The organism is Deltaproteobacteria bacterium, from assembly GCA_021737785.1.
Lineage (GTDB): Bacteria > Desulfobacterota > DSM-4660 > Desulfatiglandales > Desulfatiglandaceae > AUK324.
Genome location: JAIPDI010000027.1, coordinates 15,431 through 34,283, shown reverse-complemented (window position 1 = coordinate 34,283; position 18,853 = coordinate 15,431). Strand labels below are relative to the sequence as shown.

16 protein-coding genes and 1 riboswitch are annotated in these 18,853 nt (G+C 56.0%); of the genes, 13 read left to right on the top strand and 3 right to left on the bottom strand.

Going from position 1 to position 18,853, the window contains the following annotated elements; translation table 11 throughout:
* Positions 1-21: 21 nt before the first annotated feature.
* From K9N21_14150 to K9N21_14140, 3 genes are all read left to right on the top strand, one after another.
* A complete protein-coding gene (locus K9N21_14150) occupies positions 22-360 on the top strand; it encodes a P-II family nitrogen regulator (protein MCF8145055.1) in 339 nt (112 codons plus the stop codon).
* 22 nt (positions 361-382) lie between these two features.
* Positions 383-1,717: an ammonium transporter gene (locus K9N21_14145; protein ID MCF8145054.1), complete on the top strand. Its 1,335-nt coding sequence runs from the start codon at positions 383-385 to the stop codon at positions 1,715-1,717.
* A gap of 74 nt (positions 1,718-1,791) precedes the next feature.
* Positions 1,792-2,643, top strand: coding sequence for a hypothetical protein (locus K9N21_14140; GenBank protein MCF8145053.1), 852 nt, complete (start codon positions 1,792-1,794; stop codon positions 2,641-2,643).
* Positions 2,644-2,791: 148 nt separating this feature from the next.
* Here the strand turns inward: K9N21_14140 and K9N21_14135 are convergent, their stop codons facing one another.
* Positions 2,792-3,904 carry a hypothetical protein gene (locus tag K9N21_14135; GenBank protein ID MCF8145052.1) on the bottom strand — a complete coding sequence of 371 codons (1,113 nt, stop codon included), beginning with the start codon at positions 3,902-3,904 and terminating at the stop codon, positions 2,792-2,794.
* A gap of 441 nt (positions 3,905-4,345) precedes the next feature.
* Between K9N21_14135 and K9N21_14130 the strand changes: the two genes are divergently transcribed.
* The 9 genes from K9N21_14130 (at position 4,346) to K9N21_14090 (ending at position 15,351) form a co-directional block, all read left to right on the top strand.
* Complete coding sequence (locus K9N21_14130) at positions 4,346-6,028, top strand: radical SAM protein (GenBank protein MCF8145051.1); 1,683 nt, start codon at positions 4,346-4,348, stop codon at positions 6,026-6,028.
* 12 nt (positions 6,029-6,040) lie between these two features.
* Positions 6,041-6,943 (top strand): RimK family alpha-L-glutamate ligase, encoded by a 903-nt coding sequence (locus K9N21_14125; protein ID MCF8145050.1) that lies wholly within the window; start codon positions 6,041-6,043, stop codon positions 6,941-6,943.
* Entirely contained in the window at positions 6,925-7,920 is a 996-nt protein-coding gene (locus tag K9N21_14120; protein ID MCF8145049.1) for a glutathione synthase, read from the top strand. The genes K9N21_14125 and K9N21_14120 overlap by 19 nt, the downstream gene beginning before the upstream one ends.
* A 54-nt stretch (positions 7,921-7,974) precedes the next feature.
* Positions 7,975-9,714 (top strand): ABC transporter substrate-binding protein, encoded by a 1,740-nt coding sequence (locus K9N21_14115; protein MCF8145048.1) that lies wholly within the window; start codon positions 7,975-7,977, stop codon positions 9,712-9,714.
* 97 nt (positions 9,715-9,811) lie between these two features.
* Positions 9,812-10,789: an ABC transporter permease gene (locus tag K9N21_14110; protein MCF8145047.1), complete on the top strand. Its 978-nt coding sequence runs from the start codon at positions 9,812-9,814 to the stop codon at positions 10,787-10,789.
* A gap of 153 nt (positions 10,790-10,942) precedes the next feature.
* Positions 10,943-11,848 carry an ABC transporter permease gene (locus K9N21_14105; protein MCF8145046.1) on the top strand — a complete coding sequence of 302 codons (906 nt, stop codon included), beginning with the start codon at positions 10,943-10,945 and terminating at the stop codon, positions 11,846-11,848.
* Positions 11,849-12,802 (top strand): ABC transporter ATP-binding protein, encoded by a 954-nt coding sequence (locus K9N21_14100; GenBank protein ID MCF8145045.1) that lies wholly within the window; start codon positions 11,849-11,851, stop codon positions 12,800-12,802.
* Between the two features lie 32 nt (positions 12,803-12,834).
* Positions 12,835-13,872 carry an ATP-binding cassette domain-containing protein gene (locus tag K9N21_14095; protein ID MCF8145044.1) on the top strand — a complete coding sequence of 346 codons (1,038 nt, stop codon included), beginning with the start codon at positions 12,835-12,837 and terminating at the stop codon, positions 13,870-13,872.
* Positions 13,873-13,890: 18 nt separating this feature from the next.
* Positions 13,891-15,351 carry an ATP-grasp domain-containing protein gene (locus K9N21_14090; protein MCF8145043.1) on the top strand — a complete coding sequence of 487 codons (1,461 nt, stop codon included), beginning with the start codon at positions 13,891-13,893 and terminating at the stop codon, positions 15,349-15,351.
* Positions 15,352-15,769: 418 nt separating this feature from the next.
* Here the strand turns inward: K9N21_14090 and K9N21_14085 are convergent, their stop codons facing one another.
* Together K9N21_14085 and cobT are read right to left on the bottom strand one after the other, a co-directional pair.
* Positions 15,770-16,573: an adenosylcobinamide-GDP ribazoletransferase gene (locus tag K9N21_14085; protein ID MCF8145042.1), complete on the bottom strand. Its 804-nt coding sequence runs from the start codon at positions 16,571-16,573 to the stop codon at positions 15,770-15,772.
* A gap of 92 nt (positions 16,574-16,665) precedes the next feature.
* Entirely contained in the window at positions 16,666-17,721 is a 1,056-nt protein-coding gene (cobT, locus tag K9N21_14080) for a nicotinate-nucleotide--dimethylbenzimidazole phosphoribosyltransferase (GenBank protein ID MCF8145041.1), read from the bottom strand.
* Between the two features lie 66 nt (positions 17,722-17,787).
* Positions 17,788-18,107: riboswitch (cobalamin riboswitch) on the bottom strand.
* Positions 18,108-18,398: 291 nt separating this feature from the next.
* On the opposite strand from cobT, the gene K9N21_14075 reads away from it, so the two are divergent.
* Positions 18,399-18,608: a dodecin family protein gene (locus K9N21_14075; GenBank protein ID MCF8145040.1), complete on the top strand. Its 210-nt coding sequence runs from the start codon at positions 18,399-18,401 to the stop codon at positions 18,606-18,608.
* Positions 18,609-18,853: the final 245 nt, after the last annotated feature.

The window sequence follows — 18,853 nt, the reverse complement described above, 5'->3', positions numbered from 1 at the left end:
TAAGGCTCGCAGGGGGTTCTCATGAAAAAAATTGAAGCAATCATCAAACCATTTAAGCTGGATGAGGTGAAGGCGGCCCTGGCCGGAATCGGGGTAAAAGGGATGACCATCAGTGAGGTCAGGGGCTTTGGCCGTCAGAGGGGGCATAAGGAGGTCTACCGTGGGGCTGAATACCAGGTGGATTTTGTAGCAAAGGTTAAGCTGGAGGCGGTCCTTGAGGCATCCATGGTCGTGAAGGCCGTGGCCGCGATTCAGGAACAGGCCCGAACCGGCGCCATAGGAGATGGCAAGATTTTTGTTTTGCCGCTTGAAGACGTTGTCCGCATCAGGACCGGGGAAACCGGTAAAGATGCTATCTAAATGAAGAGGGAGGAAAGTTGTGATGAAAACGATGGTGATGTTCTTGATGCTGTTCAGCAGCCTTCTGGTCTCCGTGACATGGGCGGAGGATGATCTACCGACCCCCATGTCCAACAAGGAGGCCATTGCCCTGGTTCAGACCCATGCGGATTATGTCTGGACCCTGGTGGCCGCGGCCCTGGTCTTCTTTATGCAGGCAGGCTTTGCCATGGTGGAGGCCGGATTCACCCGGGCCAAAAACGCCATCAATATCATGATGAAAAACCTGATGGATTTTTCCATGGGGACCCTGGCCTTCTGGGCCATCGGCTTTGCATTCATGTTCGGCGCGTCAGGATCCGGGTGGATCGGGACCTCCGGATTCTTCCTGAGCGACTTTACGCCCGATGGGGATCCGTGGGTCCTCGCATTCTGGATGTTTCAGGTGGTTTTCGCCGCCACTGCGGCCACCATTGTATCGGGGGCCATGGCGGAGCGAACCCAGTTCAAAGGGTATCTCCTGTACAGTCTCTTTATCTGCGGATTCATTTATCCGATATTTGGAAGCTGGGCCTGGGGCGGCCTGTTTCACGGGGGCGGCTGGCTGGAAAAACTGGGATTCATCGATTTTGCCGGGTCCACGGTGGTCCATTCGGTCGGCGGTTGGGCCGCCCTGGCAGGAACCCTTGTCTTGGGACCCCGCATCGGAAAGTATGACAAAGACGGAAAGGTGAGGCCGATTCTGGGTCACAATCTCCCCCTGGCCGCCCTGGGGGTGTTTATCCTCTGGCTGGGATGGTTTGGATTCAACCCCGGTTCCACCACTGCCGCCAACAAGGATATCGCCATGATCTTTGTCAATACCAACCTGGCCGCCGCCACCGGCGCCGTGTTCGCCATGATAACGTCCTGGATTAAGCTCGGCAAACCCGATGCGGGCATGAGCCTCAACGGCGCCCTGGCCGGACTGGTGGCCATTACCAGCGGTTGCGCCTCGGTATCCCCATCGAGCGCGGTGATCATCGGGGCAGTCGCAGGGATACTGGTGGTGGTATCCGTCTTCTTCTTTGACAGGATCAGGGTGGATGATCCGGTGGGCGCTGTTTCGGTCCATGGGGTCAACGGGGCCTGGGGCACCCTCGCGGCCGGAATCTTCGCCATGGGCGGTACGTCGGTCAGGATCATCGGCATTCAGCTACTGGGGATCGGCGTCTGCTTTTTGTGGACATTCGGCACCGCATACCTGTTGTTCAAGATCATCCATAAGACCATCGGCCTGAGGGTCACCCCTGAAGAGGAGGCCGAAGGGCTCGACTATACGGAACACAGGGGAAATGCCTATCCCGACTTCGAGATATCGACCTATGTGCAGCGTTAGATCTTAAAGATGACATCCATGAAATCATTTACAGGGGCGTCCGCGCCCCCCAAATTAAAATAAGGAGGAAAGAGATGAAACGGAAACTAGGTCAAAGGGTCATGATGCTGTGGATTGCAGGGCTTGCACTGGGACTGGCCCCCCCGGCCTGGGCAACGGAGAAATACCTCCCCCCCGGAGAAGGCACAACCGTGGCTGCGGCAGATCAGGAGGTTACAGACCGGCCGACCGCCTCGGCGGATGTGGCCTTCCTCAGCCAGTACATCTGGCGGGGATATGCCCTGAGCAAGGACAGTCTGGTGATTCAACCGGCGGTGACGGCCGCATTTAAAGGGTTCAGCCTCAATCTTTGGGGCAACCTGGATACCGATGTTTATCAAGGCGCTTACGAGGGAGACTCCAAGTGGAACGAAACAGACCTCACCTTCGGGTATGATACCAGTTTCGGGATATTGGGGATAGGCGCCGGGTTCATCTACTATGCCCTGGACGGGGCCGACGACTGGAAGGAGGTTTATCTCAGTCTCGGGGTGGACACCCTTCTGGCCCCCACGCTCACGGTTTACAGGGAGATCTCCAAAAACCAGGGGTGGTATGTCAATTTAGGGATATCCCATTCCTTTGAGCTGCCCGGGGAGATGACCCTTGACCTGGCCGGATCCGTGTCTTACTGGGGGTCTGACAATGACAATATGGTGGAATACAACAGCGACCTGTCAAGGACTGCCGAGCGGTTCAGCGGGCTCCACGACGGTCTCGTCTCCGTGGGGCTGACCATACCATTTTGGAAATACTTCACCGTTGTTCCCTCCATTGCCTATGCCTTTCCCCTGTCCCACCAGGCGGACAATGAAATGCAGGCCCTGAGCTGGGGGGGAAATGCCAACCATGTCTTCGGCGGGGTGACGCTCTCCGTGGCATTCTGATCCCATTTTTCAAGCTCCCCGTAAGCCCCTCTGCGGCTGGTCGACCTGCTGCAGGGGGCTTTAAAAAAACAACCCCCCTGCAAGGGTTAAAGGCATACACGTCCAAGGCGATACGGCAGTGAAAGCTGTCTCAGATGCTTCCGGCGCCTCATGCAGTGCGGAGGGATGAAGAGGCGCCCTGGAATGCGGCCAGCTTGTCCCTGTCCAACCGTCCCAGGGAAATCCTGAGGGGATCTTTGCTTTGCCGTGCACGCCTGAGCCAGTTTGAAATCTCGGACTTGAGGTCCTCTTCGCCGACCCCTTTTCTCCGGACCTCGGACCGGACATCGTTGTCCATATCCCCTGAATTGAGAAACGTCCATGTGTCGCCGTATCTGGAGACCACTCCCGTATGCCCCTTGTCGCCGGCTGAAAATGAGACGATAAGACCCGCCTCCAAATACGGCTCCAGATCTTTCCAGATCTCGGCAGCACGCGGCTGAGCCCCATCACGCCCTGTGATGGTCCGGTCAAACACCGGGGTGGAAGAGGCCTCGATCAACCCATTGCCGGTCAGGTAGGCATTCATTGGAAGTCCATTCTCCTTTGCGGCATGGATGAGATGCGCCTGCAGCCCATCTTTGCCGCCGTAACGAACGCCCATCTCCTTGAGACCCGCCACCACCAGTTCATAACAGTCAAGCCTTTCATAAGGGGTTCCGATATGAGGCTTCAAAACCGTTGCCAGGGTCCCTGAAACATCACCGGTGCGGACAGTGCGTGCGGCGACTTTCCCGATTTTCTCGGGAGATGAAAGTTCCTGCTTCGCGGCCTGCGTGCCGGGCGAAGGAACCGAAGAGTCGAGCGTATCAGGGGAAGGCCCTTGCAAGGGGGAAATTGACTGACCCTCCCATACCACCTCATGGGTGGCACGATCGATGAATATGTCTTCTCCTTCATGGAGCGTTCGAAACGCCTTCCGGGCATTGGCCTCTGAATGGATGATCTCCCAGCAGTCATTTCGAAGGTCGGGATGGGATATGAGCAGATGGGAGGCGGTGGGGGCTTCCCGGGAGATGGTCCCGACATGGATCAGGCCGGAGCCGACGTTGCCATGGCCCGACGGGGGGGCGGAACCTGAAACCCTTTGGGTCTCTGGGGTTTGAATCCGGCGCTGCAATACTTCTTTAAATCCGGACGGCGCATCCCCGCTCTTCGTGCCCGGGGCACGCGCTTTTCCCTGCATGCGCTGAATTTGAATGGATTCGATCGTGTGGCCCATTTTTTAAATACCTCTTCCGCATATAGACAGCAATATCCATGCCATCACAATTCAATGTCCCGTTTTCTCAAGTCCTTCGAATAACAGGAAATTTCAATACTGCAGGGCCTTGGGGGGAATGCCGATCGCTCCGTCACACCGTCAAAATTGCCTACACACACGGTGAAAACAGGGCAATTCATGCGCATCGTTCATGCCGGCAGAATTGGCAAACCTATCGCTCACGGACCCGGGCCTCGCCCCGTCTTATGGGTCCGCGTAATGATATTGAGAATTTTAGACGTGTATCCTGCCGGGCCGGGGTTTGATAGACAGAAAACCTCAAGGGGGCGGCCCCCGTCCTGAATACGCAAAAAGATGCCCATTGACATCGGACCCGGTTTTACCTACCATGCGCGGAAATCCATTCCGCGAATCACAGGCAGGGGGCCGAAACCGATCTTGAAAGACCCGAGAGTCATTGTCATTGCCCAGAACCAGCCGTTGGATACCGACGCCCACCTGAGGCGTAAGCTGGCGGATGCCGAGGAGAGGGCCGAGCGACAGTCCGCCCGCTTTCCCGACCTGGACCTTTCGGCCATTCAAAAGGGCGTCCACCGGAATATAATGGAATCCCTATTGTTTATCGACGGCCGGTACATGGACCTCCTGGATCTGATGAATTTTGTAAGATGCGGCCGCCACATTCCAGAGATCACCCCGGAGAACGTGACGCAGCACTATTCCCTGGCCAATACCGTGACCCTCAACGGCATCTATCTTTATCAATACCTCCTCGCGCACGGATACGATCCGGTCGTTGTCCAGAACTATGCCACGGCCGATCTTCCCGGCCTCCTTGAGGAGGATCCGCTGGCGGTATGCATCTCTTCCAATTTCATCTTCATGAACGATATCAATGAAATGGGCGGGGTTATCAAGCGGATCGCCCCGCACGTACCGGTTATTGCGGGGGGGATGCTGGTCAAAAAGGTCCTGAATGATGGGGAGCGGTTTTCAGATAAGACCCTGGATTTCATGGGCGGTTTTCACGGCCATGTGGATGCGTTTGTGGTGGAGGCCATGGGAGAGGCGACCCTGGTGAAACTCCTGGCGGCCCTGAGACAGGGACGGGATCTGGATTGTGTCCCCAATCTGGCCTATTTTAATGGAGAGGGGCGCATGGTCTTCACCCCGCGGGAACAGGAAGAGATCCATATGGACCAGACCGCGATTGCATGGGACCGGGTCCCCAAAAACTATCTCCGCAATATTCTTCCGGTGAACAGCAGCCGGGGCTGTTATTACCGGTGTCGTTTCTGCACCTATCACTGGCTGTTTCCAAAGGTCCACTACAAATCAATGGATGTTCTGAAGGATGAGCTGAAGAGAATCGATGCGCTGGGGTCTGTCACCCACGTCCGGTTTACCGACGACAATTTTACTGCCAACAGGGAAAGAATGACGTCCGTGCTGGAGATGATGGTCGCCCAGGGGTTCGGGTTTACCTGGTCGTCATTTGCGCGGGCCAGCGCCTTGAGGCCGGAACTGGTGAGGCTCATGAAGGCGTCCGGATGCGAATTCGTGGATCTGGGGCTGGAATCGGGGAGCCAGACCATCCTGGACAATATGGACAAGCGGCTGGAAAAGGAACAATCCCTGAAAGCCATACAGATGCTCAACGATAACGGCATTGAGAGCAGGGGGAGTTTTATCATCGGCTATCCCGGCGAGACCGTGGATACCTTTTCAGAGACCATCCAATTCATAAACCAGAGCGGGCTTCCCTATTATCATCCCTATCTCTTTTATTATACCGGAAACACCCTGGTGCACCGGGAGAGAAAGACCCTCGGCCTTGAAGGCCTCGGCCTGGCATGGCGGCATCATACCATGGATTCGATGGAGGCCTCCCGGCTGATGGCACAAATGGTGGAAAGGGTCGACCAAAGCTTTACCGACGGTCAGGCCTATGTCGAGGAGATCTACAAGCTCCTCCGGGGGGAAGGATACGCTCCGGCAGAAATAAGAAAACTTTTTCGATTGAAGAGAGGGTTGCAGTTGAGTATAAAGGGGATCCGGGCCGGTGAACGGGGTTCAGAAACCGAGAAGATCCTTTCAGAGCTGGAGACCCTGGTCAGGTGACGGGCGCAAGACATGGACATCGGAATCCTGAGCGTACAAGACGAGCGATACCCTCCCAACCAGAGGTTGATGGAGGCCGCAGCCCGGTCAGGATACCGGGCCAGGCTCATCCACACCAGGGACTGCCTTCCAAAGATCATCGGCGGCCGACCCGGGATGACCGTGGAGAGTGGGGGCAAACCGGATATCCTCCTCCCCAGGATCGGGGCGACCATCAACGACTATGCCTTAGGGGTGGTACGTCATTTTGAACTCTCGGGCGTGGCTGTGGTCAACGGCATTAAAGCGATCCTTCTGGCACGAAATAAATTCCTGAGTCTCCAGGCCCTGGCCGCGGCCGGTCTTCCGGTGCCGGACACACTGCTGGCGGTTAATGCAAGGGGGGCTCAAGAGGCCGCGGAAACCCTTGGGGGTTATCCGGTGGTGGCCAAGATGCCCTCCAGCAGGCAGGGCCAGGGTGTGCTCCGTATCGATTCAGCAATCACATCGGATTTTGTCATGGAGAATCTCCAGGACAATTCCCGGGGAGTGCTGGTTCAGGAGTACCTGATCCCCGAGAACCGGAGAGATATCCGGGCCTTTGTAGTGGGTGGGGAGGTCGTGGCCGCCATGGAATTGACCCCCCTTGCAGGAGATTTCAGATCGAATATTCATTTGACGGGATCGGGAAAAGGGCTCACATTGGATGAGGAGCTGTCGGAACTGGCCGTCCGTTCGGCCGAGGTCCTGGGCCTGGAGATTGCCGGGACAGACATCATTGTGGATAAAGAGGGGACTCCGAAGATCATTGAGGTCAATTATTCTCCAGGGTTCAGGGGGCTGGAACAGGCCACCGGAGTGGATATCGCCTCCCGGATCATCGGATATGTATCTCACAAAATTATGATGGGGAAGCCATGCATATCGCCTTTCTGATGGACCGGCTGGAATCCATTGAACCGGAAATGGAGACCACCAGCCACCTGATGTATGAATGCAACCAGAGGGGACATTCCGTCTATTTTCTCGAACCCCATGACATCTACATCCGGAAAAAGGCGGTGGTCGCCAGGATGCGCAACATCACGGTGGACCCCGGCCTCTCCATGAGACAATACTGGCGCGCCCTCATCAAGTGCCTCAAAAAGGACGAACTCGTATTCGAGACCATCTCCGACCTGGACGCCCTCTTTCTGAGAAAAAATCCGCCCATCGTCTATCAGACCATGGAATTTCTGTCATCGGTGAGCGACAAGGTCTTCATGATCAACAGCGCCGCCGGCCAGATCCTGGCCAACAGCAAGCTTTATATCCTCAACTTTCCGGATATTATCCCGGAAACCCACGTGTCCAGAGATCCTGCGAGGCTCAGAAAAATCATCAATGATTTCGGGGGGGCCATGGTGGTCAAGCCGCTTCAGAGATATGGGGGCGAAGGGGTGATCAAGGTGAGCGTCAAGGACCAGGAAAACCTCCACTCCCTCATCAATTACTATGTCAAGGCCTATCGTTCCTATCCTGAGAGAGCGGCGATCATGGTGCAGGAATACCTGGATGTGGTGGGGATGGGGGGGGATGTCCGGATTCTCCTGTTAAATGGAGAGATCCTGGGGGCCATGAAACGAAGGCCCCGTAAGGGAGAATTCAGGACCAATATCCACGCCGGGGCAAGGGCGTTCAAGCACGATCTGACCGATCCGGAGAGGGAGATCTGCCGGGCCATCAAGAAAAAACTGGTTGAGGACGGCCTATTTTTCGTGGGAGTTGACGTGATCGGCGACAAACTGGTAGAAATTAATTGTCTCAGCCCGGGAGGCATCCCCCGCATCAACCGGCTGGACAAGGTCCGATTGGAGGTGGCTGTTATCGATTTTATTGAGCAAAAAGTCGCTGAGATGAAAGGAACGATCTGATTTCGGCGAACGCAATAAAGAAGAAAACCATTTAACCAAAGAAAGGGAAAAACAATGCACCCTATGTATCAAAAAAGAGAGAAAGATTTCTGCGGTTGGGTCCTGATGCTCGCATGCGCGGTCATGATATTTTCCGGCATTCTCTTTGCCGGTTCCAATGCCGCTGCAGGAGAAATGCTCAAAATGGGTTTTCTGGAAGAGCCCAAGACCCTCAATGTATGGCGGGCCAGCGATACGTGGTCACGAAAGGTGCTGGGGCTTTTATACCAACCCCTTTATGTGCGGGACCCGGAAACCCTGATGCTGATTCCCTGGCTGGCGGCCGAACAGCCCCTTTTTGATGAAAAAGACCTCTCGTATACCATCAAGCTCCGGCCCGCGACGTGGTCTGACGGCACGGAACTGACCTCAGAGGATGTGGCGTTCACGGCGAATTTCATCAACGAGTTCAAGATCCCGCAATATTATTCCAAGTGGAACTTCATCGACAGGATAGAGACCCCGGACAAACATACGGTAAAGTTTTACCTCAAGGAACCGCAGGCCATCTTTGTCAGTCGAAGCCTGACCACCCCGATTGTCCAGAAAAAAGAGTGGGTGGATCGGATTGAGGCCGCAAAAAAGACCGAAAAGCCACTGGGAACGCTCCTCAATGAAAAAATAGAAATCCCGGTCAGCAGCGGGCCGTTCGTTCTGAAGGAGTGGCGGGACGGATCTTATTTGTTCCTTCAGAAGAACCCCCATTTTTTCGGAACCGGTAAAACCATCAATGGGCGACTTCTGGGCCCCTACATCGACGGGGTGATCTTCAAGATTTTCGGGACCTCCGACGCCGCCATTCTGGCCCTGAAGAAGGGGAGCATCGATATGTTCTGGTGGGGCGTTCAGCCCGGTTACATGGAGGACTTGAGGGCCAATCCGGATATAGAGTTATTTCAAAACGAAAAGAGCTCCCTCTACTATATGGGGTTCAATGTCAGGAAGCCGCCGTTCAATGATCCGAACCTGAGGAGGGCCGTTGCCACCCTGGTGGATGAAGATTTCATCATCAAACGGATCCTTCAGGGATACGGGGCAAAGATGTATTCCATCGTCCCTGCGGGAAATACCTTCTGGTACTGCCCGGATGTTCCCAAATACGCCGTGGGTCTCGACAGGGAAGCGCGTATCCGGAAGGCCTTTCAAATCCTTCGGGATGCGGGATACACCTGGCAGATCGATCCGGTTGAGGCCTCGGGAAAGGTGGTGAACGGCGATGGGATCATGCACCCGGACGGCCGGCCCATGGAGAAATTCACCATTTTGACGCCTCCGGCCGACTATGACCCCCACCGGGCCATGTGCGGCATGATGATGCAGGAATGGCTCAGGATGCTGGGCATCCCGGCTTTTTCCAAGCCGATGGCCTTCGGGGCACTGCTGCAGCAGGTAAAGGCCCGGCATGAATTTGAGGCATTTGTCCTGGGATATGGCAATCTCTCCCTGGACCCGGATTACCTGCGGAATTTTTTCATCTCGCGCAACGACAAACCCAGCGGATGGAATATGAGCGGGTATAACAACCCGGAATTTGACAAAATCGCCGACGAATCCGCACGCACCATGGACCGCGACAAGCGGCAGGCATTGATTTGGGAGATGCAGAAGATCATCATGAAGGATGTCCCATATCTCCCCCTCTACAACCCGAAGCTGGTTGAGGCCGTACGCAAAGGGCGGTTTACCGGATGGGTTCAGATGTTGGGGGGCATCGGCAGCGTCTGGACGTTTTGCGAGTTAAAACCGGCCAAATGATATAAGCGCAAAGCGCCAGGGGCATCGTGCATACCGGAAAGTCTTCCTGCATGCCCCCTGCTCCCTGCGCTCTGCGCCATGCACCACGCGGGAAAATATGGAACTGCGAAAATATATCGGCCGAAGACTGGTCCAGATCGTCATTATCTTTTTCATCATCCTGACGGTGCTCTTCCTCCTGTTCCGCCTGGCGCCGGGCGATCCGGTATCGCGAATGGTGGATCCGGATATGACGCCTGAGGATGCCCATCGACTCATGGTCGAGCTGGGCCTGGACAAGCCGTTAGGAATACAATATCTGGTCTATCTCAAAAATTTTTTCACCGGTCATTTCGGATTTTCGTTCCATTATGGGGAACCGGTGGTCAATATTATATGGAACCGCCTCCCCAACACTGTCCTGTTGTTCACCACATCCATTATACTATCGGCACTGGTGGGCGTATTCCTGGGCAAGATCGCTTCATGGCACAAAGGAAAAAAGATCGATTCCTTCCTGACCATCGGAGCCCTGGTGACCCACACGGTCTTTTTGCCGTGGCTTGCCCTCATCATGATCTGGCTCTTTTCCTACAAGTTTAACTGGTTCCCCATCACCGGAATGATTTCGGAAGACGTATGGCTGGATCCGGATTCAGGCGTTGTTAGGAAGACTTTGGATGTCGCGTATCACATGATCCTCCCCCTGTCCACCCTCTTCCTGATCCACTTCGGGGCCTACCTCCTGATCATGCGGAGCAGCATGCTGGAGACCCTGAAAGAGGACTACATACTGACCGCAAGGGCCAAAGGGCTTGAGGAAAAGGTGATCCGGGACCGGCATGCCGCCCCGAACGCCGCCCTCCCGGTGGTCACCAGTGTGGGCCTGAGCCTGGCCTTCTCCATCAACGGGGGGGCATTGACCGAGACGGTCTTCACCTGGCCGGGCATCGGGAGGGAGCTGGTGTCCGCGGTCAGCCAGAACGATTACCCCCTGGCCCAGGCCTCCTTCTTGCTGATTGCCGCAGTGGTCCTGGTCTCCAACTTGGTGGTGGACGTCCTCTATGCATATCTGGATCCGCGGATACGGTATTAACAGAAAATGCCTGACCATAGATATTTGAAATTTGGACGCGTTACCCATCACCCATTGCGGGTTGCGGACCCTGAGAATGGTAAGTAGATAAAATGCCTGAAGTTATTTTAAAGCGATCGGCGTCGGACACGGCAGTGAGATTTGAGTGATCCTATGACAGCCAGAGAAAAATATCCCCTGCTGAACAGCTTCCTGGAAGGCTGGTCCATATTCAAGCAGAGCCTCGTGGGAAGGATCGGACTGGTTCTCCTGATCCTATTTGCCCTGATGGCCGTGTGCAGCTATATCCCACCATGGATAGATCCGATGTACAACCCGATGACCGGGGTTGATCCGGACATCACCTGCTGCACGCCTCCCAGCCTGAAACACTGGCTGGGGACGGACTTCATGGGTCGGGATATCCTGAGCCAACTCCTGGCAGGGGCCCGGGTGGCCTTCATGGTGGGCATCTCAGCCGCGGTCATGAGTATTGTCCTGGGTGTTGCCATCGGTATGACGGCCGGATACATGGGCCGGCTTATGGATACCCTTCTCATGAGACTGGCCGACATGATCATGGTCATGCCGACCCTTCTGGTGGTCCTGATCCTTTCCGCGGTATTCGGTCAGCTCAATATCTGGACCATTGTCCTGATTATCGCCCTGTTCAGGTGGCCCGGGGTCTCCCGGATCATCCGGGGCCAAACCCTTTCACTGAAGCAGCGGCCTTTTATCGAGGCTGCCAAGGTGGCGGGAGCCTCCCATTCCCGGATTATTTTTCAGCATATAATGCCCAATGTCCTTCCCCTCGCCTTCCTGTTCATGACCTTCAGGGTCACGTCCGCCATTATCACCGAGGCCGCCCTCGCCTTCCTGGGATTTGGAGATCCCGGGACCGTAAGCTGGGGCATGATGCTCCAATGGGTATGGAAGACCGGCCATATGTTCAAGGCGCCCTATTGGCTTCTCCCTCCGGGCATGTGCATCTCGTTGATCACCCTTTCCTTTTACATGTTGGGAAGGGCCATGGACGAGGTGCTCGATCCGAGGCTGAGGAAGGAGGACCAGACAGATTAGATGGCCCTATTAGAGGTAGACAACATCAGCATCGGTTATAATACACGGAAAGGCTACGTGAAGGCCGTGGAAGGGGTGTCCTTTGCCTTGGAGCAGGGACAGTCCCTCGGCCTGGTAGGGGAATCTGGCTGCGGCAAGACCACCATCGGCATGGCCCTCATGGGGCTGCTTCCGCCCAACGGCTCGGTCAGAAACGGTCGCATTCTGCTGGAAGGAAGAAACACCCTGGCCATGTCGGAAGAGGAGAAACGCCGCATCCGGTGGCGGGAGATGGCCATGATCTTTCAGGCCGCCATGAACGCCCTGAACCCGGTGCAACGGGTGGGAGATCAGATCGCAGAGGCGATACTGGTCCACAATTTATCCCTCGATAAGGACGCGGCCCTTGCCCAGGTGGAGGGGCTTTTCGATCTGGTAGGGATCCCGCGGGAACGTCTGAGAGACTACCCTCACCAGTATAGCGGCGGAATGAAACAGCGGGCGGTCATCGCCATGGCATTGGCCTGCCATCCCAAGGTGATCATTGCCGACGAACCCACCACTGCCCTGGATGTCATTGTCCAGGATCAGATCCTGGATGAGGTGAGGGCCCTGCAACGGGAATTCAATATCGGCATCATATTCATCTCCCACGATATCTCCATCGTGGCGGATATGTGTCACGACATCGGCGTCATGTATGCGGGTCAGTTGGTGGAACTCGGGCCGTGGCAGACCGTGTTTGAAACTCCGGCCCATCCCTATACAAAGGCCCTCCTCTCATCATTTCCCACACTGACCGGCAAGAAGACCGACCTGATACCGATTCCGGGGGAAACGCCCAATCTGATCAGCCCGCCGATCGGGTGCCGTTTCTGTGATCGCTGTCCAGAGTCCCAGACGTTCTGCAAAGGTACCCCCCCGCAGTGGGTGGACATCGGTTCAGGGCACAGGGTTCTCTGTTGCAGGGTCTGAAGGGATCGAGATTGGAAACTGGAAGCTTGAAAATGGCTGAAGAAAACAGACCGATTCTCCAGATGAGGAACATCAACAAGATCTACAGGGGCAAGGGAAACCTTTTCCGGGGTTCGGGGAAGGACGTCATTGCCCTCAACCGCATTTCCCTCGATATATTTAAGGGGGAGATATTCGGGCTGGTGGGAGAAAGCGGCAGCGGCAAGACCACCGCTGGACGGTTGATTGTCAGACTGGAGGAGATGACGTCCGGACGCATATTCCTGGACACCCATGAGGTGAGCAGATTAAAGGGGCGGTCCCTTAAGGCCTTCCGTCGAAAGGTCCAGATGATCTTTCAAGATCCGTATCAGTCTCTGAATCCCCAGCGATCCATCTATGATACGGTATCCGAGCCGTTGAAAATCCACCGGATGGGGAAGGCTTCCGATAGAAAGGACAGGGTCAGAGAAGCCTTAAAAGCGGTCGGTCTCTCACCTCCCGATGATTATCTCTACAGATATCCTCATCGACTCAGCGGGGGCCAGCGGCAGCGGGTGGCCATTGCCAGGGCCATGGTCCTGAATCCCGAGTTCGTCATTGCGGACGAGCCCACCTCCATGTTGGATGCCTCTATTTCGGCCCAGATATTCAACATCCTGCTGACCATGAGGAAGAACCTCGGGGTCACCCAGATGTTCATTACCCACAGTCTGGCCGCAGCCCGATACCTCTGTGATCGGATCGCCGTTATCTACCGTGGGCATCTGGTGGAGCTGGGCCCGGCGGAGGGGGTCATCCAGAATCCCCGGCACCCCTATACCCAGGCCCTGATCGATGCCGTTCCCAAGTTCGGACACAGCAAAGACGCCAGACGGTACGGGACCCTTCTCGTCAAGGATCAGGAGGACAGAGAGGACAACGGGTGCATCTTCTATCCGAGATGCGCGGTCGCCGATAATGACCTGTGCGCCCGAAAAGAACCCGGATTGACCGAGATCAAGACCGGCTGCTGGGTCGCCTGTTTTCGCCAGGGGAGCAGTGAGAGCAGTCTGAACCCCTTTTCATATGGTCTGGCCGAAGGCCAATGACCCGGCTGTGAGGGTCCGGTGGCCGGGGTAACGCCGATGTTCTTGCAGGAGTTGGAGCACGTCAGGAAACGGTTTCAAGCCCTTGCCGGCAGCTTGGTCGGGGTGAGCATAACGGCCTTTTCACGGATTGTCCCCGCCTATTTTCTCGACTCCTATCATGTGGCAACCGTCAGCAGAACCGCCGACCTCCCCCTTCTGAGAAAACGGACCGACATCTTCTGCCTGGAAGAAGCCGGGGGAACGCTCCCGGAACAGAGCCGCGATTCCGCCTCCCTCCTTGCCCATACCCTGACAAGGGGCTATCTGAACAGTTTGCCGGGGTTGAAGTACCTGTTCCTGTATCAGAGCTATCCGGATCTGAAGGACCTGGCGAGGGAAGAGGGATGGATTCCCCTGGCCAACCCGGCAGACCTCCGTCTCAGGCTCAGGGAGCGGGCCTTTTTTCAGCAGATGGCCGCGGACCTGGATCTCTGTCAGGTGCCCGGCGCCATCCAACCCATCGCAGTCCTTCATGAAAAGGACTACGCAGTGTGGGCCGGGGACCTGGGACCGGAGCTGGTGGTCCAGCTCCCGGACATCGCCCAGGGCGGGGGGAGAGGGACCTTCTTTATCCGTTCGGCACAGGACTATGACCGGCTCAGGGAGCGGTTGAAAGGGCATGTCTGGCGGGATATCCGTCTCACATCTGCCCTGATCCGTAGGTTCGTTAAGGGAATCGCGGCCAGCGTGGCCGTCTGTGTGACGCGACACGGCATCCTGATATCAGGGCTCCAGAAACAGCTCATCGACCTCCCCTATTGCGCAAATCCCGCTGAGAACGGCATATTCTGCGGCCACGTATGGGATGGGAACCCCTGGGCTCCGGCGGTTCGTTCCGCGGCCATTAAACAGGCCGAGAAGGTCGGGAAATATGTGGCCGCCCTGGGATACCGCGGGATCCTGGGAATCGACTTCGTGATCGATGAAAAGGCCGAAGGGGTTTATCCCATCGAGATCAACCCGCGCCTTACCGGGGCGTTTCCCATGGTCTCGCTCCTCCATATCCAAAACGGGATCATCCCCTTGGACATATTCCATATCCTCGAGTTCATGGATCTCCCCTACCGGATAGACGTGGCAGAACTGAACAGGCGATATCAAACGCCTCTGAAAGGGAGCCATCTCCTCCTCTTTTTTCCACCCCATGGGCGACAGGTGCGGGGATTCGGGCTTCGGGCCGGCGTCTACGAGGCCGGGCCGAGAGACAAGGCCGTCCGGTTTGTCAGGGAGGGAACAGGGTACCGGGATATCCGGAACCAGAACCAGTTTGTCGTGGTGGATGGGCCGCCCCTATCAGGAACCGGCGAGAGGATCTCTGGGGATTCCTTTTCAAGGCTGTGTCATCTCCTTTTTTCCTACCCTGTTTCAGATGCCGGGACCGCCCTGACCCCCCATGCCCGCAGGGTGCTCGACTGGATCTACGGCTTGAATGATGAATGAGGAAAGCACAAATCCTTTTAATCAAAATTGATAAGCACCTGCTTCATTTTCTCCCCCGATAAAAAGTATCTTCTGGAAACCTCAAAAATTACAGGACACCAAGATGTTGAGATATGCCCACGTGGTCCAACCCCTATGAATTCAGACTGCCTTTCCGACGCACACAAGGTGCTGGGGGTCCTGATTCGAAACATTATGACCAATCTACCACATAGCACTTCCGGATGCAACCAAAACAAGCGACATTGTTAAAAACGGATTATGATTAATGTTAACTACAATTAATTGAGTTCATATGCATCGTTTTTTAATCCCGGAATCCCGCATCATTTTTTCGATCAGGCAGAGAGGGGTTGAGGAGTTTGAAAACGAGAAGGTGCCCGGAACCGGGGAAACAGGGCAGCCCGACGCGGAGGGATCACTTGAAGAGCCAACCCCACCCGGTAAAAGGGAGGAGGCCGTTCCCCGCAAACGCACATATCATCAACAGGGTGATCGCCACCATCTCATTGGCGGTCCCGAGGAGATCCCCGGTGATCCCCCCGAATGCGTGCCGGCAACGAATCCCGAAGAACCGGGTCTCTATCCACCCCAGGCAGAACAGGAGCAGAAAAAAAGGGCCGAAAAGAATGCAGAGCGAAGCCGTTATCACGTGGGACAGGACCCGCTGCCGGGCGGATGCCCCAGTAACAAACGGCCGGCCCATCCCCTCTGTGGTGCGGGCGTAGGGGAGCGTGGTTATCAGTTCCACCATCATGGTCCTCGAGATAATGAAGACCGGGATCAGGCAGACTGCATTGCCGCATGAGATGAGCCTTTCAAAGGCGATCCATTTGGCCAAGAGGGCCAGGATCAGGGCCAGGCCCCCGAAGGTCCCGAGGGCGGTGTCTTTCATGATGGCCAGTCGTTTCTCCCTTCCGAGAAGGCCCCCGACGGAGTCGGCCCAGTCGGCCAGCCCATCCAGATGGAGCCCCCGCGTGAGGCAGACGTCCGCGGCTGTTAAAAGGAGGGCTGCCCCGGCAGGCCACGGGGCGACCGGGAGGAGTTCCCATGGCAAACTCAGGGCGTACAGGATAGCTCCCAACAGGAGCCCGACAACCGGGAACCACAGAAGAGATGCGGCAAAATCATCCCCATCGCGTCCCGGCCAGGGGACGGCCGTAAGGGTCTTGAGCGCAGTCCCGAGACCGTTCAGTGAAAAGCGATTTGTGGATGTTGTCATATGGCAATCCTATTGCTCATGTATGTGGTTTTTTACTTTCGGGGGACCATCCGTCTTCAATTTTCAATAGAAAATTTTCAATCGTCAGTCCACTACGCCCCCGGCGTGATGCCCATCTCTTCAAAGGTGGCCATCTCCCGGTAGAGCCTCAGGGAATTTTCAATGATCTGCATGCCCAAGGCAGCGCCGGTCCCCTCTCCGAGACGGAGGCCCAGGTCGAGGATCGGACGGATGCCCTCCTTTTCAAAAAAAAGTCCATGTCCTTTTTCAGAGGATTGATGGGAGAAGAACAGATACTCTTTTATGTCTGGATTGAGACGCATGGCCACCAGGGCCGCGGCAGTGGAGATGAAGCCGTCCACAACCACCATCATCCGTCTGGCCGCCCCTCCGATGCAGAGACCGCAGAGCCCGGCGATCTCGAGGCCGCCTACCGCGGAAAGCGCTGAAAGGGGGTCTTCTATTGCCTGGCGGTTTACCTCCAGGGCCTTGGCGATAACGGCCGTCTTGCGCCTCAGTCCGTCATCATCGAGACCGGTCCCTCTCCCGGTGACCTCCTCGACCGTGGCCGGAAGGAGCACTGAGAAGAGGGCCGCAGAGGGCGTGGTGTTTCCGATGCCCATCTCGCCTGTGGCCACCATGAAGGCCCCCCTCCTGAAGGCCGCTTCAGCCATGTCCACTCCCGTATTGATCGCCGCCTCCGTCTCTTTCAGCGTCATTGCCGGGCCTTCCGCCATATTTCGGGTCCCTCTCCTGACATTCCTTCTGACGAGACCCTGGACATCTGAGAGGTCGTCCTTCATTCCGATATCGACGATGGTAACCCCTGCCCCGGCACATCGGGCCAGGACATTGATGCCCGCGCCCCCCTGCAGGAAATTTCTCACCATCAATCCGGTCACCTCCTGGGGATAGGGGCTGGTTCCTTCTGAGACGACGCCGTGGTCGCCGGCGAATACAAACACCTCCTTGCCCAAAATCGCCGGCAGGTTTTCTTCCCTGATCGCCACCACCCGGGCGGCGATCTCTTCGAGCATCCCCAGGCTCTTCTTAGGCTTGGTAAGGCTGTCCCACCGGTCATGCGCCACCCCAAACCACCGGGTTGAGACGGGTTGAACCCGCTTCAGGTCTTGTTTCCACATATCCATCTACCTCCTTAAAAAAAATAACCCCGCCCAGGTCACATGGAAACAGACCCGAACGGGGTTTTGGCGACTCCATCCGTCATGATCGGCAGGTCTTCTGACTTCCCCTCACTCAGCTCGCCTTCCCGCCCTGAACGCAGCCTTGATTTCAGTCTCCGAGGTAATGGCGGCACTTCAAAAAAAATGCCCGCGGAACCGATCACAAGACCGCATTAAACGGCAGTGACTTTTCACCCGGTCAATGATTCACCGGGACTTCGCTGAATGATCGATGCCCTCAAACACGGGGCATGCCTTGTTTCGGGGACACAGCACCGGCCAGCGTGTGGCGGAATCTCACCGCCTTCCCTTTTCATCCGCAACGCAGGGCTCATCTGACGGTCTCCTGAGATGTACCGTTCGAAGGCCCTCCTGCGAACACCGATCATGTGTGCGCGTACACACATTCAACACAATATCGCCATGACATTAGCCCGATCTCCAGCAGTTGTCAAAAGATTTTTGCCTCCATGACATTTTTTCGCTGATTATTAAACGGATGCAATAGCCTATTGCCAAGGTTACTGCGATCTGATAAACTGTTTTAAATTTCTATGGGATATCTGCGACTGAAAGGAGGTGAGACATCGGGGGAAGTTGCGTCTTTGGGCATAACCTTTACCGACACGAGGAGGATGAAAATGGCTGGAAGCACCTACAAGATCATTGAGCTGGTTGGGACAAGCGACCAATCTTGGGAAGAAGCGGCTAAAACTGCTGTGGAAACGGCGGGAGAAAGCCTGAAGGACCTGAGGATTGCTGAGGTAACCAAACTGGATATGACCATTGAAAACGGCAAGGTGGTGGCATATCGCACCAGGGTGAATGTTTCTTTCAAATATGTCAGGTAGGCCTGACCGGCGCCTGATGTTCACACTCCATCCATCGAAATCCGAAGTGAAACATGCGAGATGCCGACCCGATGCCGGTCCGATCGCCTGTCAGGGGAGCCCTTTCCCTGAGGAACCGCCGAGAAGGATCTTTCGCCTGGTATTGGACGTCGCCTCGCATTTCGGATTTCGACGCTATCGCTCCTGAACCCTGTGAAGGGTTGCCATTTCCCCGGAATCCCGGTCACTGAATCCCCTCCCGCCCT

Coding starts and splice junctions, on each gene's coding strand:
- K9N21_14150 (MCF8145055.1), top strand. CDS start 22: ATGAAAAAAATTGAAGCAATCATCAAACCATTTAAGCTGGATGAGGTG.
- K9N21_14145 (MCF8145054.1), top strand. CDS start 383: ATGAAAACGATGGTGATGTTCTTGATGCTGTTCAGCAGCCTTCTGGTC.
- K9N21_14140 (MCF8145053.1), top strand. CDS start 1,792: ATGAAACGGAAACTAGGTCAAAGGGTCATGATGCTGTGGATTGCAGGG.
- K9N21_14135 (MCF8145052.1), bottom strand. CDS start 3,904: ATGGGCCACACGATCGAATCCATTCAAATTCAGCGCATGCAGGGAAAA.
- K9N21_14125 (MCF8145050.1), top strand. CDS start 6,041: ATGGACATCGGAATCCTGAGCGTACAAGACGAGCGATACCCTCCCAAC.
- K9N21_14120 (MCF8145049.1), top strand. CDS start 6,925: ATGCATATCGCCTTTCTGATGGACCGGCTGGAATCCATTGAACCGGAA.
- K9N21_14115 (MCF8145048.1), top strand. CDS start 7,975: ATGCACCCTATGTATCAAAAAAGAGAGAAAGATTTCTGCGGTTGGGTC.
- K9N21_14110 (MCF8145047.1), top strand. CDS start 9,812: ATGGAACTGCGAAAATATATCGGCCGAAGACTGGTCCAGATCGTCATT.
- K9N21_14105 (MCF8145046.1), top strand. CDS start 10,943: ATGACAGCCAGAGAAAAATATCCCCTGCTGAACAGCTTCCTGGAAGGC.
- K9N21_14100 (MCF8145045.1), top strand. CDS start 11,849: ATGGCCCTATTAGAGGTAGACAACATCAGCATCGGTTATAATACACGG.
- K9N21_14095 (MCF8145044.1), top strand. CDS start 12,835: ATGGCTGAAGAAAACAGACCGATTCTCCAGATGAGGAACATCAACAAG.
- K9N21_14085 (MCF8145042.1), bottom strand. CDS start 16,573: ATGACAACATCCACAAATCGCTTTTCACTGAACGGTCTCGGGACTGCG.
- cobT (MCF8145041.1), bottom strand. CDS start 17,721: ATGGATATGTGGAAACAAGACCTGAAGCGGGTTCAACCCGTCTCAACC.
- K9N21_14075 (MCF8145040.1), top strand. CDS start 18,399: ATGGCTGGAAGCACCTACAAGATCATTGAGCTGGTTGGGACAAGCGAC.